The organism is Acinetobacter sp. UBA5934, assembly GCF_002430855.1.
GTDB lineage: Bacteria > Pseudomonadota > Gammaproteobacteria > Pseudomonadales > Moraxellaceae > Acinetobacter.
Genome location: NZ_DJDC01000026.1, coordinates 1853 through 17123, shown reverse-complemented (window position 1 = coordinate 17123; position 15271 = coordinate 1853). Strand labels below are relative to the sequence as shown.

General features: G+C 42.6%; 11 protein-coding genes, 1 pseudogene and 1 riboswitch. Of the genes and pseudogenes, 3 read left to right on the top strand and 9 right to left on the bottom strand.

The window, feature by feature from the left end; all coding sequences use genetic code 11:
* Positions 1-11: 11 nt before the first annotated feature.
* Genes uca through B2Y23_RS01815 form a run of 3 tightly spaced genes read right to left on the bottom strand, consistent with a single transcriptional unit; the run spans position 12 to position 5040 of the window.
* Entirely contained in the window at positions 12-3632 is a 3621-nt protein-coding gene (uca, locus tag B2Y23_RS01825; protein WP_291368665.1) for an urea carboxylase, read from the bottom strand.
* Between the two features lie 4 nt (positions 3633-3636).
* Positions 3637-4287, bottom strand: a complete 651-nt coding sequence (locus B2Y23_RS01820; RefSeq protein WP_291368663.1) for an urea amidolyase associated protein UAAP2 — start codon at positions 4285-4287, stop codon at positions 3637-3639.
* A 15-nt stretch (positions 4288-4302) separates the two neighbouring features.
* Positions 4303-5040, bottom strand: a complete 738-nt coding sequence (locus B2Y23_RS01815; protein WP_291368661.1) for an urea amidolyase associated protein UAAP1 — start codon at positions 5038-5040, stop codon at positions 4303-4305.
* 29 nt (positions 5041-5069) lie between these two features.
* Positions 5070-5181, bottom strand: a riboswitch (guanidine-I (ykkC/yxkD leader).
* A gap of 191 nt (positions 5182-5372) precedes the next feature.
* On the opposite strand from B2Y23_RS01815, the gene B2Y23_RS01810 reads away from it, so the two are divergent.
* Positions 5373-6083 carry an HAD family hydrolase gene (locus tag B2Y23_RS01810; protein ID WP_291368659.1) on the top strand — a complete coding sequence of 237 codons (711 nt, stop codon included), beginning with the start codon at positions 5373-5375 and terminating at the stop codon, positions 6081-6083.
* Between the two features lie 62 nt (positions 6084-6145).
* On the opposite strand, the gene B2Y23_RS01805 is transcribed toward B2Y23_RS01810, so the two are convergent.
* The 4 genes from B2Y23_RS01805 to B2Y23_RS01790 all read right to left on the bottom strand — a co-directional run bounded on the left by B2Y23_RS01805 (position 6146) and on the right by B2Y23_RS01790 (position 11349).
* A complete protein-coding gene (locus B2Y23_RS01805) occupies positions 6146-6487 on the bottom strand; it encodes a hypothetical protein (protein WP_291368657.1) in 342 nt (113 codons plus the stop codon).
* 198 nt (positions 6488-6685) lie between these two features.
* Positions 6686-8185 (bottom strand): succinate CoA transferase, encoded by a 1500-nt coding sequence (locus tag B2Y23_RS01800; protein ID WP_291368655.1) that lies wholly within the window; start codon positions 8183-8185, stop codon positions 6686-6688.
* 119 nt (positions 8186-8304) lie between these two features.
* Positions 8305-9474 carry a thiolase family protein gene (locus B2Y23_RS01795; protein ID WP_291354526.1) on the bottom strand — a complete coding sequence of 390 codons (1170 nt, stop codon included), beginning with the start codon at positions 9472-9474 and terminating at the stop codon, positions 8305-8307.
* 93 nt (positions 9475-9567) lie between these two features.
* Positions 9568-11349: an acyl-CoA dehydrogenase C-terminal domain-containing protein gene (locus tag B2Y23_RS01790; RefSeq protein WP_291368653.1), complete on the bottom strand. Its 1782-nt coding sequence runs from the start codon at positions 11347-11349 to the stop codon at positions 9568-9570.
* Positions 11350-11942: 593 nt separating this feature from the next.
* Here B2Y23_RS01790 and B2Y23_RS01785 point away from each other — a divergent pair.
* On the top strand, positions 11943-12542 hold the full coding sequence (locus B2Y23_RS01785) for a TetR/AcrR family transcriptional regulator (RefSeq protein WP_291354524.1): 600 nt from the start codon (positions 11943-11945) through the stop codon (positions 12540-12542).
* 24 nt (positions 12543-12566) lie between these two features.
* Here B2Y23_RS01785 and B2Y23_RS01780 read toward each other — a convergent pair whose 3' ends face one another.
* Both B2Y23_RS01780 and cysK read right to left on the bottom strand, forming a co-directional pair.
* Positions 12567-13502 (bottom strand): LysR substrate-binding domain-containing protein, encoded by a 936-nt coding sequence (locus B2Y23_RS01780; RefSeq protein WP_291368651.1) that lies wholly within the window; start codon positions 13500-13502, stop codon positions 12567-12569.
* A 236-nt stretch (positions 13503-13738) separates the two neighbouring features.
* A complete protein-coding gene (gene cysK / locus B2Y23_RS01775) occupies positions 13739-14737 on the bottom strand; it encodes a cysteine synthase A (protein ID WP_291368649.1) in 999 nt (332 codons plus the stop codon).
* A gap of 266 nt (positions 14738-15003) precedes the next feature.
* Here cysK and B2Y23_RS01770 point away from each other — a divergent pair.
* Positions 15004-15271, top strand: a pseudogene (locus B2Y23_RS01770) (glycerol-3-phosphate 1-O-acyltransferase PlsB); the annotation flags it as partial.

Below are 15271 nucleotides of genomic sequence, written 5' to 3'. Positions count from 1 at the left end.
CTTTTATCTAATCAAGCCACTGGCGCCAACGTAAACAACACCTGCCCCGTTTTCACCGTTTGCCCTTTTTCAATGGTAATCGCATCCACACGCATACGCTCAGGCGCAATAATTGGAATCTCAATCTTCATCGCTTCAATCACCGCGAGCGTTGCACCTTCTTCCACAATATCGCCCGACTGACATTCAATTTTCCAAATTGAACCCGGCATATGCGATTCGACCGCACAACCACCTTCAGGCACTTCAACCCCTTCACCATCATCTACAGCATCCAGACTTTCAGACACATATTCTGCAAGCCCTGCTTCATGCCAACGTTTACGTTCTGCATCAAAGTTGGCTTGTTGCACTGCTTTAAAAGCAGAAATGGATTCTTGGTTTTGGATTAAGAAGTCATTGTATTCTTTAAGGTTGAGTACACCTTCTTCAATGCGTAGTTTTAAACGACCTGCTTTAAAGTCCTCACGCATCTGCATCAACTCGGACTCAGACACTTCATAAAACTTAATTTGGTCAAAGAAGCGTAATAACCACGGCATACCTTGCTCAAAGTCAGGGTTTTTACGGTAGCGTGACCACATTTGCGAAGTACGACCCACAAACTGATAACCGCCTGGTCCTTCCATACCGTATACGCACATATAGGCACCACCAATGCCCACAGCATTTTCAGGTGTCCATGTCCGTGCAGGGTTATATTTGGTGGTGACTAAACGCTGACGCGGATCAAGTGGCGTTGCCACAGGCGCCCCCAAATACACATCGCCCAAGCCCATGACCAAATAACTCGCGTTATAGACCACATCTTTTACGGCTTGTTTGTCTTTTAAGCCATTAATACGACGGATAAATTCGATATTATCCGGACACCATGGTGCATCAGGGCGCACGGTTTGCATATAACGCTCAGTGGCAAGTTGGGTTTGTGAATCTTCCCATGCTAGCGGTAAATACACGGTACGTGATGGCACTTGCATCTCGGTCACATCAGGCAATTGTTCTTCTGCAACTTGAAGCATACGCAATAAATCAATCTGATCGAGCTGAGTCGAATCAAAATGAATTTGTAGTGAACGAATGCCCGGTGTCAGGTCAATAATGCCCTGAATATTTTGATCTTTAACCCATTGCATCAGCGCATGAATACGGAAACGTAGGTTTAAATCAAGCACCAATTCGCCATACTCCACCAACATATAGTTGTTGCCGGCAGGACGATACACCACATCAGGCGTACCATTTTGACCTTTTAAGGTATCTAAAATGGCAGATTTCAGCGTGCTAATTTCAGGATAGAACGATTCATCAAAAGTAACCGCTTGCGTATCTCGAGCAGTTAATTGAGCATGATATTTTTCATTGAGTAATTTCGCTTGATGATAACTCACAGGCACAAATTTGACTTTATCGCCTGCTTTAAGCTGACCGAGTTTCCAAAGTTCAGAATTGATCACCACCGCAGGACAGACGAAACCACCCAAACTTGGACCATCTGGACCTAAGATAATTGGCATATCTCCTGTGAAGTCGATCGCACCAATGGCATAGGCATTGTCATGAATATTGGATGGATGCAGACCTGCTTCACCACCGTCTTGACGTGCCCACTCAGGTTTTGGTCCAATCAAACGGATACCAGTACGGCTTGAGTTAAAGTGAATTTCAAACTCGTTGGCAAAGAAAGTATCAATATCGTTTTTGGTAAAGAAATCAGGCGCACCATGTGGACCGTACATCACCGCAATTTCCCAAGTGTTTGAGAATGTCGGGATTTGATTTTCACTTAATGCATTTACTTCACTTGACGTAAATGCCGTGATTGGAAGCATATCGCCAATCAACAAGTTACGACCTGCATGACCGCCAAACTGACCTAAAGTGAAAGTCGCTTGTGAGCCTAAATATTCAGGCACATTTAGACCGCCTTTAATGCCGATATAGGTACGGCAACCTGTCGCAATCTTGCCACATTTGAGTACCTGACCTTTACGCACATTTACGGTTTGCCACATTGGTACAGCCACGCCATCCAAAGTCGATGGCATATCACCACCTGCAAGCACGATTTGGCTATCACAATGGAATTTTAAACTTGGCCCTTGAAGCGTACATTCCAAACCTGCGGTATTCGGTGCATTGCCTAACAGTTGGTTTGCGACATTTAAAGACAGCGGATCAATCGCACCTGATGGCGGAACACCAACATCCCAGTAGCCCAAACGACCTGTGACATCTTGCACGGCGGTTTGAATGCCGGCTTGTAAGACTTCAATCTTTTGGGTTTTCCACTCAAAGGTATTTAAGAAGCGTGTGGCTTGCGTACCGGCTTTAAATACATCACAGTCGATAATGTTTTGTAGATATTCAAGGTTGGTTTCAATGCCCGCCACTTGGGTTTTAGCCAGCGTGTCGGTCATTGCTTGGATTGCCGATTCACGACCCTCTGCAGTCACAATGATTTTGGCAATCATGGGATCATAGAAAGATGAAACGTTTGAGCCTGTTTCTACCCACGTTTCATTACGGGCATTGGCATCAAATTCGACATGTGTTAAAAGCCCGGCACTTGGTTGGAAATTTTTGATTGGATCTTCGGCATAGAGACGCACTTGAATTGAATGACCTTTTGATTCCAAAGCTGATGTTGGCGCAACCCAATCACCACTGCCTAAAGTCACCATCCATTCCACTAGATCGACACCAAAGACTTGCTCAGTGACACCATGTTCCACTTGTAGACGAGTATTCACTTCCAAGAAATAGAATTCTTGCGTGTCGGTATCCATCACAAATTCAACTGTACCTGCCGAGCGATAATTCACCGATTGCATCAATTGAATCGCCACGTTTTGAAGATACGCACGTTGCTCATCATTAATATGTGGCGCAGGTGTTTCCTCAATCACTTTTTGGTTACGACGTTGCACCGAACAATCACGTTCACCTAAAGCTAAGACTAAACCATTGCCATCACCAAAGATTTGCACTTCGATATGACGGGCATTTTGAACAAATTTCTCGAGGTACAAACCTGCATCTTTAAAGTTTGCTTGGGCTAAATAGGACACGGTTGCATAAGCATCTTTTAGTTCTTCCGCATTCCAAACCAAACGCATACCAATACCACCACCGCCTGCGGTACTTTTCAGCATCACAGGATAGCCAATACGTTCCGCTTCAAGTAATGCTTCAGCTTCATCAGCCAATAACAGACTACCCGGCAATAACGGTACATTGGCTTGAATTGCAAGCTCACGTGCCGTGTGTTTTAAACCAAAGGCTTTCATCTGTTCCGCATTTGGTCCTAAGAACACAATGCCTTGCGCTTCACACAGATTACAGAATTCTGCATTTTCAGACAGGAAGCCATAACCTGGGTGAATCGCTTGTGCACCCGTCTGTTTTGCCACTTCTAAAATTTTATCGACATTAAGATAGCTTTGACTTGCAGGTGCATCACCAATGAATACCGCTTCATCGGCTAAAGTGACATGCAATGAATCACGGTCGGCTTCTGAATACACCGCAACCGATTGGATGCCGAGTTTTTTAAGGGTACGAATAACACGACACGCGATTGCACCACGGTTGGCGATGAGAACTTTACTAAACCCTGATTTTAAAGTCATAGTCTTATTCCTCGCCTTCACGGACAATCAGTTGAATTTTTGTTGGGTTATAGGCATTACATGGGTTATTCAGTTGTGGGCAGTTTGAGATCAGCACGATTAAATCCATTTCAGCTTTGATTTCGACATATTTCCCCGGTGCAGAAATACCATCATCAAATTTAAGATGACCATCTGAAGTGACAGGTACATTCATAAAGAAGTTAATATTTGGACCGATATGACGGACATTCAGCCCATGCTTTTTGGCAATCGGAAGTTGCGACAGCGCAATCATGAAATTGTTACGGCAACTGTGCATTGGGTATTTGTCATGGGCATAACGTACCGTGTTACTTTCACATGAACATGCACCGCCTAAGGTATCGTGGCGACCACAGTTATCATCATGAATAGTGGCAATTTTATTACCAAAGTTGGTATATAAGCTCGTACCTTTTTCTAAATAAATTTGACGGTTCATCACCAAAGTATCGGTTGCGCTATAACGCTCTTCAGGGTTATGTGCTGAAATAAATAAAGTATCGACCGCTTGGTTGCCTTCAAGATCAACAATACGGAAATACTGCCCTTTTTTGACTTCGCACATCCACGCTTCACCGGCAGGACATATTTCACTTAACACAGATTTTTCTAGGTTTACTAATGCTGTCATGATGTATTCCCCCAATTAAGCGCTTAATGCGTAGTAGCGGTTATTATTTTGGAATGCACGCTGATTTTGCGGGCATGAATCACGGCACACGTCAGTGTCGCCTAAAGGCAGTGCTTTAAACAGTGACAGTTGAATATCGGCAGGTGCATATTCAGTCGAATTGTCTAAGGCATGTGGCGCGCTTGATAAAAACACCAAACAATCCATTTCAAAACGTAGTTCAATTACCTGATCGGTATTGTCAGATGCGACATAACTTAAATTACCGTTGTCATCCGGTTGAACTTTAGAAAATAGATTTAAGGTATTACTTAAATCAGTAGCAGATAAACCGAATTTGGTCATCTCTAAAAGTAAGCTGTCTTTGCCATTTCGGTACATGTCGTTTCGCGCATCTTGGAAAGTTTGAGTCCCGAATTGTGATTCAATTTGCTGTGCGGTACTTGGTGCACAAAAGGCATCGTTCCAACCGTGATCATCTTTGACAATGGAAATCATCGCGCGCCCAAGATCAGAGGCTAAAATATGCGCTGTGCTTAAAAATGCGGTATGTTGTCCTTTTAAGCTGTCTGGCATGTTATAGGCTTCAAGCTTGTCTTCGCTATTCACACAGAACAGTGAAACATTGGCATTTGCACCTAAGGATTTGAGTTGTAATACTGCGCCACGCTGAATGCGTGCTGACCAGTGGTGTCCACCCGGTAAACGTTCAGTCCAAAGGACTTGATCTTCGTGATAAGTTATTGTGCTCATATACATCTATCCCAATCTTTTAACGGTTTACCTCCCGGGCTTTTATCCCTCCGTGTAGCTTGAGTTTGACACTTAAGCCGTGAACTCTCGGTCGCAGACCTACATGAATATTCATGTATCGGAACCCTAGATCACTTTGTCTATGACAGAGTTAATGCAAAGGCTGTGCCAAAACAGTATTACGATTTACCATACTTGTAATACTTAAAATGAGCAAAAAAAGGTCATCCTAGTTGTGAAATCGAAATCCGATGCCGTATTTGCACCTAAACTGGACTTTTTATTCATCAGCTAAAGTCTGATAATACGGTCAGCAATAAAATGGTTTCGGCATGTTTAAAGATAAAAAACTGGTATGTTTCGATCTGGATGGAACCTTAATTGATTCCGTAGGCATCTGGAATCAGGTCGACGCAGCCCTGATTCAACAGTTAGCAAAAATTGATATTGATCATCATAGTATTCAGCAGCAGCGCGATACCCAGCTGAATAAGTTTCGGCAGTCTGCTGATCCCTATCTGGAATATTGTGCGTATTTGAATGAATTGTATGCTTTTAATTTAACAAAAGAACAAGTGAAGTCACGTCGTTATGCCATTTCACGGCATTTTCTGGATCATGTGGTTGAGCTTAAACCGCAAGCTGAAATTTTGATTCAGGGCTTGAAACAACGTGGGATTCAACTGGCGCTGACCACCACAACCAGTTTGTACAATATTCAGCGTTATCAAGAGAATAACAAACTCATCAATAGCAAAATTGATTTTACAAACGATTTTTCATTATTATTAACCCGGGAACGTGTCGATAACATCAAGCCGCATCCGGAAGTGTATTTAAAGGCACTGCAACACTTTGATGTACGGCCTGAACAATGTCTGATTATTGAAGATTCCCTGATAGGTGTGGAAGCGGCAAAACTGGCCAATATAGAAGTCGCAGCAATTTATGATCAGTATTCCGCGCATGAAAGCGAATTGATCAAAGCCAAAGCAAATTATTATGTAGAAGATTTTGCAGCGTTATTAAATTACCTCAGCTAAAAAAAGATGCCATGAGGAATAAATTTTCATGGCAGCTTTTTAGGTAAATCGTGCTGTAACCCTTATTTGACTTTTTTATAAACTGAGCCTGAACCGACCAGATTGCCAGTTTTTTCGTCAATTGCAAAATCCACGACGCCAGCACCTGCATTCACCTCAAGAAAGCCATTTTTGCCAACCGAAGCAGGCATCGGATTTTTCTTCTCAGTTTTACCGGTCTCTTTATCTTTTAAAGTATTGGTCAAGAAATAATTGTCACCGTTTTTGGCAATCACCAGTGCATTTTCAAGTTTCGGGTTTTCCAGCGTATTCTTCCAAGTCCCCTGATAATCCGGTGCTTCGGTGGTACAAGCAGTTAATAGCAATAATAATGAGATTCCTGAAAAATATTGTAGATATTTCAAAATTTTGACCCTGAATGTTACGACGCGCTCATTATAGAAAGAACGCTATTGAGGTTAAGCCAGATCTTGTAGTGCAAGCGTTTCAGCGGTATTGAAACTGTCTAGCCTTGGTCATTTCTTGAAAATTCTCTCCATATTTTATCCATAAAAGCAAAAACCCATCGGATGATGGGTTCTCTCGTCTGCCTTTAATTTCAGTTATGCCGTTTTATGCATATTTCCGGTTTCTTCAAATTTTGCATGCCAGGACAAGGCTTCTTCAAGAAGATGCGGGGTTTGTCCACCACGCTGGCAAGCACGATCAAAGTAATCATTTAAGGCAGCCCGATAATCTGGATGCGCACAGATATCAATAATCTTGCGCGCACGTTCACGCGGTGCCAGACCACGCAAATCTGCCAGACCGTTTTCTGTCACCAGCACATCAATGTCGTGTTCGGTATGGTCGGTATGACTCACCATTGGCACGACTGAAGAAATTGCGCCACCCTTAGCTACAGACTTAGTCACAAAAATGGCCAGATGCGCATGACGGGTAAAATCACCCGAACCACCAATCCCATTCATCATTTTGGTACCGGTGACATGGGTCGAATTGACGTTTCCGTAAATATCAAACTCAAGTGCGGTGTTAATGGCGATGATGCCTAAACGGCGAATCACTTCCGGATTATTGGATATTTCCTGTGGGCGCAGCACAATCTTGTCTTTGTATTGTTCAAAATTCTGCATCACATGCTTGGCGCATGAGTCAGACAGTGTCATTGAACAGCCTGAAGCAAAGGTCATTTTGCCTGAATCAATTAACTGGAAAGTACAATCCTGTAACACTTCGGAATACATTTCCAGATGATGGAAATTGGAATGCTCAAAACCTGAAAAAACCGCATTGGCAATTGAACCCACACCCGACTGTAGCGGACCCAGATTTTGCGGCAAACGCCCTGCTGCCACTTCGCCTTCAAAGAATTGAATCAGATGTTTGGCAATGGCTAAAGTATCCTGATCCGGTTCGTCCATATTAAAAGAGGTATCTGGAATGTCGTTCAGCACAATGGCAGAAATTTTTTCCGGACTGACCTGAATGCCTACCGTGCCAATCCGGTCACCGGCATGAATCAAGGGAATCGGCGCGCGATTCGGGCGGGCTTTCGGTACATAAATATCATGTACGCCTTCCAGCACTGGATTAATAGTATTGTCAATTTCGATAATCACATGATCTGCCATTTCCACAAAGTTTGCCGAGTTTCCACATGAACCGGTGGGAATGATTTGCCCATCCTCAGTAATTGCCGTTGCTGCAATCACCGCAACATTAATCCGCGGCAAGTTGTGATGACGAATGTTATCGGCCATTTCAGATAAATGCTGGTCGATATACATGACTTCGCCAGCATTGATTGCTTTACGCAAGCCAGGATCAGCCTGATAAGGATAACGGCGCTCAATCGCATGGGCTTCATTTAAACGGCCATCAATTTTATTGCCCAGGCTTGCACCTGTCGCCAGCGTTATTTTTAATGGATGTTCTTTGGCATGTTCGGCTAGAGCCAACGGTACCGTTTTTGCCTCACCTGCACCACCAAAACCACTTAAACCAACTACAGCACCGTCTTGAATCAATTTAATCGCTTGTTCAGTAGACATAACTTTGTCGCGAAGGGAGACTAAGCGAATGCGATCTAAACCATTCATAATAAAAATCTCAAAAATAAACATAATTTTTGCCCCCATCCCGGCGTGCTGAAATGGGGGCTGTTATTACTGATCGAATTCCAATTCGTTACTTATAAGCTCGACTGTATGCAGACTTTTTAAATGAGTTCAACTGCAACAGCGGTTGCCTCACCACCGCCGATACATAAAGCAGCAATGCCTTTTTTACCACCAGTACGTTTTAAGGCATGCAATAAAGTCACGATAATACGTGAACCTGATGAACCGAGTGGGTGACCCAATGCGCAAGCGCCGCCATTGATGTTCACTTTTGCTTCATCCAGATTGAAAGCATCCATAGCCGCCATAGTGACCATGGCAAACGCTTCATTGATTTCCCAAAGATCAACCTCTTGAGCATCCCAGCCGGCTTTTTTCAACACTTTTTCAATTGCGCCTACCGGTGCAATACTGAATTCTGTAGGATGCTGAGAATTAGAGGCATAGGCGACAATTTTCGCTAGAGGCTTTAAGCCACGTTCTGCCGCCGTTTCTTCTGAAGTCAGCACTAATGCCGATGCCCCATCTGAAATCGAGCTGGAATTGGCAGCGGTAATGGTGCCATCCTTTTTGAATGCAGGACGCAATGTCGGAATTTTATCAGCCTTGGCATTCAGCGGTTGTTCATCTTGCTCCACCACCACATCGCCTTTACGTGAAGACACCGTTACAGGCACGATTTCTTCTTTAAAATAACCATTGTTGATGGCAGTGACCGCTTTATTCAGTGAACTGATCGCAAAATTATCTTGCTGTTCACGGGTATAGCCTTTTTTATCCGCCATATCTTGCGCAAGAATACCCATAGAAAGACCAGTTTCAGCATCTTCCAGACCTTCCTGAAACATGTGGTCGGTAATTTTGCCATGTCCCATGCGATGGCCGGCACGCGCCTTGTCGAGCAAATAAGGCGCATTACTCATCGATTCCATGCCGCCTGCCACAACAATCTCTGAAGAACCGGCTTTAATGGCATCTGCAGCCTGCATCACCGCTTTCATGCCTGAACCACAGATTTTATTTACTGTGGTTGCGCCCGTCGTATCGGGCAAACCTGCCTGACGCATAGCCTGGCGCGCCGGACCCTGTTTTAAACCGGCTGGAAGAACACAGCCAAAAATGACTTCATCAATATCTGTAGGCTGTAAACCTGAACGCGCAACGACTTCTTTAATCGCCGCCGCGCCTAATTCTGGCGCTGTACATGAAGAAAGTGAGCCCTGGAAACCACCCATAGCTGTACGCACACCATTTACAATAACAATCATTTTGTCCATCCTAGTTTATCAATCTTGTTGTTTGACATGAGTTGTAGATACCACTCATGTCATTTCCATCTATGTTAAAGCCAAACGCTCATCTTAAGATTGCGCAGTAAAATATTCTTCTGGCAACTGCATCACCAGATCGGCACCCGCCTGAATACGTTGTACACGTGCAGCCAGGTCTGGTAATACTTTTGCCACATAGTACTCTGCCAACACCAGTTTGTTCTGGAAGAAGCTTTCTTTCTTCGGTTGAGCAGCCTGGCTAATCCGCGCATACATATAAACAAAGCTGAGTAATCCCACAACATGCAGGTAATCCACTGCCACCGCATTAGAGAGTTCCGGAGAGGTTTTGGACTGGTTCACAATGAAAGCTGTAATCTGTTCAACCTGTGTACAGGCATCCTGTACAGCAGATTTAATTGACAATGTGTCATCAAGACTTTGTGCAAATTCACGAATTTCGGCAATGTATTCGGCAATGTATGCGCCACCGCATTTGATGGTCTTACGGCCAATCAGGTCAATGGCTTGTACACCATTGGTGCCTTCGTAAATTTGGGAAATACGCAAGTCACGAATACATTGTTCCATGCCCCATTCACGAATATAACCATGACCGCCAAACACCATTTGTGCTTCAAGGCTTGAATCAAGGGCCTTGTCGGTTAAATAGGCTTTTGCAATTGGAGTTAACAGTGCAACACGGTCATTGGCTTTACGTACAGCTTCAGCATCGGTCGAGTATTTAGTAATGTCGAGCTGCTGACCGACATAGACCGCAAAGGCACGTGAAGCTTCGTTGTTGGCACGGACATTTAGCAACATGCGGCGCACATCGCCGTGTACTAAAATCGAATCCGCCGGTTTGTCAGGCATTTTTGCACCAGTTGCCGAACGGCCCTGTAAACGGTCGGTCGCATATTGTGCAGCATTTTGGTAGGCGAATTCAGCCGCGCCAATACCTTGAATGCCCATCGATAAGCGTTCGTAGTTCATCATCACGAACATGGCGGCCAGCCCTTCGTTTTCGTTACCTACCATATAACCTTTCGCACCATCAAAGTTCATCACGCAAGTGGCAGATCCCTTGATTCCCATTTTGTGCTCGATAGAACCCGCAGCGACTGCATTGCGCTCACCTACTGAGCCATCTGCATTGACATGGAATTTTGGTACGATGAATAGAGAAATACCGCGTGAACCGGCAGGTGCATTCGGTGTTTTAGCCAGTACCAGATGAATGATGTTTTCACACAGGTCGTGTTCACCGCTGGTAATAAAGATTTTTGTCCCGGTAATATTGTAGGAACCATCTGCATTCGGTTCGGCCTTGGTTTTGATAATACCCAAATCGGTACCCGCATGTGGCTCCGTCAAGCACATGGTTCCTGACCATTCACCGGTGTAGAATTTTGGCAGATAAGTCTCTTTTTGTTCCTGAGAAGCACGATCATTAATGGCCATACCTGCACCCACCGTCAGTAAGGGGTACAGCATAAATGACGGGTTGGTACTCCAGATCATTTCATCCGCCAGTACCGTCAGCATTTTAGGCATACCCTGACCGCCCCATTCCTCAGGTGCTCCGAGGCCAACCCAGCCACCATCTGCAAACTGTTTAAATGCTTCTTTAAATCCTTTAGGTGTGGTCACGACACCATTATTGAACTGTGCGCCGCCTTCTTCATCACTCGTGCGGTTTAAATCCAGAATGACATTTTTAGAAAACTTTGCCATTTCCTCTAAAATCGCATTAGCCGTTGCCATATCTAAATGAGCAAGGTTTTCATTACCCTGCCAGAATTCATCTGCCTTAAATACATCATTTAAAATAAATTCCATGTCTTTAAGCGGTGCGTTATAAATAGGCATATTGCTTTCCTTATGTGAAGACTTCGCATTAAAAAATATTGAAGTGCTTTTTAAAGTTGTAAGAACCTATACTGAAATAACGGATGTATTCCAACGTACATCTCTTTGAGTAAATCTGGGTATTTACGTGGTTTTCAACATTCATGAGGAGAAATGAGTGCTGCGAAAATCAGCTTTAAATACTTTACTCATCAGCCCGAGGGTCAACACTTATTTCATCATCACGCTTATGCGCAACGAATAAAACATGGTTTCTGTAAATCCCTTTAAACTGAACCATTCAGCATCAAACCGAAGCTTAAGTACGCACATGAATACGGTTAAATCAGCAGATCTGCTCTTTGCGTTTTATGGGCGATTCCCTTTTTCAACGCAAAATGACAATAAAATAATTATGCGGTAATTGGAATTTTATTGATGATTATTGACCTCTCAGGTTCTCATTGATTGACTTTTATTTCTTGCTATGGCACTGAGAATATAAATAAAATTAAACAGTAATTTGCTACTCACATGAGACATTAGTTGAGTTGCCATATTTATTTTATCGGTATATGTTGAATCTGCTTTTTTATGTCTTTCTGGGACTTACGATGAATACGGTACGCCAACAAAATTTTCAATTACGTAAAGAGAAAATTTTAGCCATGGCAGAAACACTGTTGCTGGATAATAATCAGGATATTACCCTTGCAGAACTTGCATCTGAACTGGATATTGCCAAAGGCACCATTTATAAACATTTTAAAAGCAAGAATCAGCTCTATTTAGAACTTATTATCTTGAATGAAAAAAGATTATTAGAAATTTCAAAAAAATATAAAAATAATATTAAAACCTATGTATCCCAGTACATGCTCTACAACATGCTAAATTCCAACCGAACCATTTTATTGCACGTGATTGAAGAACGCTTAACCAATAACGAACGTAAACTGAAAGAATTATTTGAACAACTTTATCAAGTGCGTGAAGAACGGATTATTGAAATTAAGGACATGACTGACGAATATCTAAAGTCCTTTAATAGTGCCATGTCGATTCGCGATTATTTATCCTATATCTGGACGGTAACTTATGGCGCCTCATTGTTACTCAATTCGACCCATTACCAAAAATCGATTGGTTCACGTGAACGCCTGATTAAACTGTATATTAATCAGGCCCTCATGACTCCGGATAAAATTTCTTAATTTATCGGACTCAATATTATACGGTCAGGGATGAATGATGTTATGGGGCGAATCATTTATATCATTCATTTGACTAAATAATTCATAACACATCTGACGCAGCCATTGATGACTGGTTTTATGATGGCAGGACATATGCCAATATTGCTTGACTGCGTAGGTGGGAAAAGTAATCGGTGCATCAAAAATCTGTAAATTCCCGCGCGACAATAACACCTCACTTAAATAATAAGGTACAGTTGCAATCGCATCAGTCTCTTGTACCACCAGTCCAACGCCCAGATAACTAGGCAGGCGCATCAAGATATTACGTTTCAATTCTAAATTTAACAGCTCATTTTCAATATGATAATGCCCCATTCCGGCATCAATATCGATATGTGATTCATTGATATATTGTTCGGTGGTTAAACTGTTTTCGCTCAGTCGCGGATGATTTTTAGACGCGATAACCACATAATATTGCTCAAACAGTTTTTGCTGATAAAAACCGTTTTCCAGATTGGGTAAAAAACCAATCGCCAGATCAATTTCGCCATTGGCCATTTGATAGCTGGTTTCAGAAGTAATGGCACGAACATTTAACCGGATATGCGAAGCATGCTGTTTTAAATATTGCGAAATCTTCGGTAATAAAACCAGATGAGACACATCGGTCATGGCAATGGTAAATTTCTGCTGTGAAGTGGTCTGGTCAAAATCGACAGTGAAATTATTGATAATTTCCACTTTACTTAAGGCTTCACTGACCAGTGGAAAAAGCTGCTTTGACAGTTCTGTCGGCACCATTTCATTGCCAATTCTTAAAAACAGCGGGTCATTATAATGCTGGCGAATTTTATTCAGGATATTACTGACTGTGGGCTGACTCATGGCCAGATATTCAGCCGCGACAGAAACACTTTTATATTTATAAATATAGAGAAAAACGCTGAGTAATTTACAGTCGAGTTCAAACACCGATTCAAATCCCTAAATCTTTAATTTGTAGAGGTAGTACATCATCTACTTTTTGGGTGCTATTTCCAATGTCCATTTATACCGAAATGACAGGCCGAGCGAATAAATCTTCACTTCAATCTTACAAAATAAATTCTATCAATAAAAATCACAACAACACAAAGACGCATCATCCAAACAGTTTGACTTAAACCTGAATGCCTCAAATTTAAGTCAAAGCTTCAAGCGTGCTGCAATTAGTCTGCGGAAATATCTTCAAATAACACTGAAGATAAATAGCGCTCGCCCGCATCCGGTAAAATCACCACAATGTTTTTACCGGTATTTTCAGGACGTGCTGCCAGTTGAGCAGCTGCTGCCATCGCTGCACCACTTGAAATACCTACTAAAATGCCTTCCTGGGTTGCAGTTTTGCGTGCCCATTCAACCGCGGTCGCACTTTCAATCGCAATCACTTCATCCACTAGATCCAAATCCAGATTTTTCGGAATAAAGTTCGCACCAATGCCCTGAATTTTATGCGGTCCAGGAGTCAAAGGCTCACCACGTTTTGCTTGGCCAATAATGGGTGATTCCGCAGGTTCAACAGCCACTGAATAAAGCGGCTGATTTTGAACCTGTTCAAAATAACGTGAAATACCGGAAATGGTACCGCCCGTCCCTACACCAGACACTAAAATATCGACTTTACCGTCCGTGGCTTCCCAAATTTCAGGACCTGTGGTTTGTTCATGAATTTTAGGATTGGCTGGATTTTCAAATTGCTGTGGTAAAAAATAGACATCCGGCTGTTCATTGACTAAACGGACTGCTTCATCTACTGCGCCTTTCATACCTTTCGCCGGTTCAGTCAGCACCAGATTAGCACCAAAAGCCTTCAATACCTTACGGCGTTCAACACTCATACTTGCAGGCATGGTTAAGGTAATGTCATAACCTTTTGCCGCAGCAACAAATGCCAGTGCAATACCGGTATTACCACTGGTTGGCTCGACAATATGCATACCCGGTTTTAGCAAGCCTTTTTCTTCAGCATCTGCAATTAACGCCGCACCTACACGACATTTCACCGAAAATGCCGGATTACGGCTTTCAATTTTTGCCAATACGGTCGCATCGGATGAAATAGCACGATTGATGCGAATTAAGGGAGTATTGCCAATAGATTCAGCATTATCAGGATAAACCGCTATAGCTAAATTGTTCGGTGTTGGAAAAGCAGAATCAGTACTCATTTGAACTCCTTGAGCTGTCTTTTGATTTTAAAGTCATGCACTCATCATAAGCCATTTAGGCAGACAAGATAAGTTTTTCTATGGCTGTGTTTCTACAACTTAAGTTGCGATTTAACTCTAAAAGAGCATACTTTTTAAAATCTTGAGCTGGGAATATTCACCAAAGCGTGACCACTTAAATGACGTAATTGTCACCAATAAGATTTGTAATTATTTATGCAATTGCACACAATATCTATCAAATGAAAACTGATTTAGGGAATCAAATGTCTAATAAGGGTTATAGCCGGTTCTATCGACAATTTACACAGAAAATCCTCGATAAAATCGTGACGCCTCAAGTCTTAGGCACTACTGAAGAATTAGAAAAAAATATAAAAAGTCAGTTGGATAAAAAAATAATTTGCTATGTCTTACAAGATGCCTCACTAAGTAATACCGTATTAATCGACACTGAAGCCAAAGCACGTCAACTACCTTCTGTATTTGCACCTTTAAACATTCAGGAATTTCAGGAAGATGATTCTATTCTGG

Excerpts from the sequence above, each read along its gene's own strand:
- uca (WP_291368665.1), bottom strand. The coding sequence starts at position 3,632 with ATGACTTTAAAATCAGGGTTTAGTAAAGTTCTCATCGCCAACCGTGGT.
- B2Y23_RS01820 (WP_291368663.1), bottom strand. The coding sequence starts at position 4,287 with ATGACAGCATTAGTAAACCTAGAAAAATCTGTGTTAAGTGAAATATGT.
- B2Y23_RS01815 (WP_291368661.1), bottom strand. The coding sequence starts at position 5,040 with ATGAGCACAATAACTTATCACGAAGATCAAGTCCTTTGGACTGAACGT.
- B2Y23_RS01810 (WP_291368659.1), top strand. The coding sequence starts at position 5,373 with ATGTTTAAAGATAAAAAACTGGTATGTTTCGATCTGGATGGAACCTTA.
- B2Y23_RS01800 (WP_291368655.1), bottom strand. The coding sequence starts at position 8,185 with ATGAATGGTTTAGATCGCATTCGCTTAGTCTCCCTTCGCGACAAAGTT.
- B2Y23_RS01795 (WP_291354526.1), bottom strand. The coding sequence starts at position 9,474 with ATGATTGTTATTGTAAATGGTGTGCGTACAGCTATGGGTGGTTTCCAG.
- B2Y23_RS01790 (WP_291368653.1), bottom strand. The coding sequence starts at position 11,349 with ATGCCTATTTATAACGCACCGCTTAAAGACATGGAATTTATTTTAAAT.
- B2Y23_RS01785 (WP_291354524.1), top strand. The coding sequence starts at position 11,943 with ATGAATACGGTACGCCAACAAAATTTTCAATTACGTAAAGAGAAAATT.
- cysK (WP_291368649.1), bottom strand. The coding sequence starts at position 14,737 with ATGAGTACTGATTCTGCTTTTCCAACACCGAACAATTTAGCTATAGCG.